Consider the following 2,415-nt stretch of genomic DNA (forward strand, 5'->3'; position numbering starts at 1 on the left):
GGCGAGGATGCGCGTCAGTTTGGCGGCAAGTTCGCTTGCGGCGGGGATGAGGTCGCGCTCGCCGCGGGTGAGTGCCGCTTCCCAGGCGGCGCGAGTCCGCGGGATGCCGTCGCGCAGGCTGACGTGTTCGAGCAGGCGGGCGATGATGTCGTCGGCGAGGGTACTGTCGCTGCCGATTTTGCGGTAGTGCAGCGCCATTTGGGTGTAGCCGGGCAGGTTTTTGCGCAGGTATTTGATTTTGGCTTGCAGTTTGTCGGCGAGCAGTGCATGCACGGCGGCGTGGTGCGCGCTCGCGGCGCGTTCGGGGTCGTCGTGCAGGCGCAGGCAGATTTTGCCGTCTTCCAACGTTAAGGCGGGGTAGCCGGTGATGCCGTTGGGCAGGGTTTCTTGCGCGGGCAGTTCGTCCCATTGCCAGTCGGTGATGGGCGCGTCGTCGGCATGGCGGCTTTGGCTGCGGCGGCGGAATTGGGCGGCGGCGCTGTCGCTGTACTCGGCCTGCAAGGCGGCGAGGTCGCGGCTCTCTGCTATCGGCTGGTTTTTCGCGTCCAGCAGGCGGTAGTTCATGCGATGGTGGTCGTCGATTTTCGTCTCATCGAAGGCGTCTTCGGGGATGTCGGTGCCTTTGATGGCGTGGATGGCGGCGCGGATGGCGGCGTGCAGCGGAGCGTCGTCGCCCGCGATGCGTTCGCTCACCGCCTGGGCGAAGGCGGGGATGGGGACGAGCTGCCGCCGCCATACTTTCGGCAGGGCGCGCAGCAGCGCTTCGATTTTCGCGGGCAGCATCGCCGGGACGAGGCGCTCGAAGGCGCGCGCGTCCAGTGCGTTCAGCGCGGGCAGCGGGATGTTGACGGTGATGCCGTCCGCCGCGCCGCCGGGGTCGAAGTGGTATTCGAGGCGCAGTTTTTGGCCGTTGATGGTGAGGCTCGCCGGGTAGTCGGCCTCGCTGACGGTCTCATCGCTGAGCAAGAGGTCGGCCTCGGTCATCGCGAGTGCCGCTTCGCCGTGCTGTTTCGCCCATTGTTCGAGGGTGACGACGCTGTGCACGCTCTCCGGCAGGCGGTTCATATAAAACGCCGCTTGTTGGCTCTCGTCGGCGAGGATGCCGCGGCTGCGCGTTTTGTGTTCGCGCTCTTCGAGGGTTTCTATCAGCGCGCGGTTTTGCGCGATGACGCGCAGGCGGGTGTTGAGGTCGCCGGGGACGAGCGCGTCGTGGATGAAGATTTCGTGGGCGAGCGCCGGGTCGTGGCGGGCGTAGGGGACGTTGCGCCCGGCGACGATGGGCAGGCCGTAGAGGGTGGTGGTTTGGCTGGCGAGCACGTTGCCCGCTTTTTTTGACCAGTGCGGGTTGTGGTATTGGTGGCGGGTGAGGTGGGCGGCGAGGTGTTCGAGTTCGGCAAGTTGGATGGGGGCGCAGGTGCGGGCGTAGGTGCGCTGGGTTTCGACGATGCTCGCCGCCATCACTGCTTGCGGTGGTTTTTTGGCAAGGACGGACGCGGGGAAGAGGCTGAAGCGGCTGTGGCGCGGGCGCAGGTAGTCGCGCTGTTGTTCGTCCCAAAGGCCGACTTGGTCGAGGAAGCCGGTGAGCAGCGCGCGGTGCAGGGTTTCTATCTGCGGGTTTTCCAGCGCCAAGCGGCCTTTGGCACCGTCCGGCAGGTCGTTTTTCGGGGCGGCGGGGTGGGTGCTGTCGAGGTGCAGTTTTTGTTCGCGGCTGTCGCGCAGGAGTTGGTTCACCAGTTCGCGCCATTCGCGCATCCGCTGCGGGTTGAGGTAGTAGTTTTTGCACCATTGGCGCAGGCGGTTGTTGCTTGCCGTGCGCCGTTCGCGCTGGTAGGCGGCAAAGAGGTTGAGCAGGGTTTGGTAATCGCTCGTTTTGTCAGCGAATTCGCCTTGTTTTTGGTCGGCGCGCGCTTCCTGGCCGAAGGGGCGTTCGCGCGGGTCTTGGATGGATAGGGCGGCGACGAGGATGAGCGCGTCTTGCAGGCAGCCGCTTTTTTCGGCGGCGACGAGGATGCGGGCGAAGCGCGGGTCGACCGGCAGGCGCGCCATTTGTCTGCCCAGCGGGGTGAGGCGGCGCGATTCGTCGGTCGCTTGTAGTTCGTAAAGCAGGCGGTAGCCGTCGTTGATTTGCCGCTCGTCCGGCGCGTCAACGAAGGGGAAGGCGGCGATGTCGCCCAGTTTGAGGACGAGCATTTGCAGGATGATGGCGGCGAGGTTGGTGCGCAGGATTTCCGGCTCGGTGTAGGCGGGGCGCTGCGCGTAGTCTTCTTCGCTGTAGAGGCGGATGCAGATGCCGGAGGAGACGCGGCCACAGCGTCCGGCGCGCTGGTTGGCGGCGGCTTGCGACACGGGCTCTATCGGTAGGCGTTGGGTTTTGGTGCGCAGCGAGTAGCGGCTGATGCGCGCGGTGCCGGTGTC

1 protein-coding gene is annotated in these 2,415 nt (G+C 65.9%); it reads right to left on the reverse strand.

The features are described from left to right. Positions 1–2,415, reverse strand: a 2,415-nt coding sequence (gene hrpA, locus Q0349_RS03420; RefSeq protein WP_298079475.1) for an ATP-dependent RNA helicase HrpA, incomplete at both ends; no start/stop codon positions are given.

Source organism: uncultured Cardiobacterium sp., from assembly GCF_938028185.1.
Lineage (GTDB): Bacteria > Pseudomonadota > Gammaproteobacteria > Cardiobacteriales > Cardiobacteriaceae > Cardiobacterium.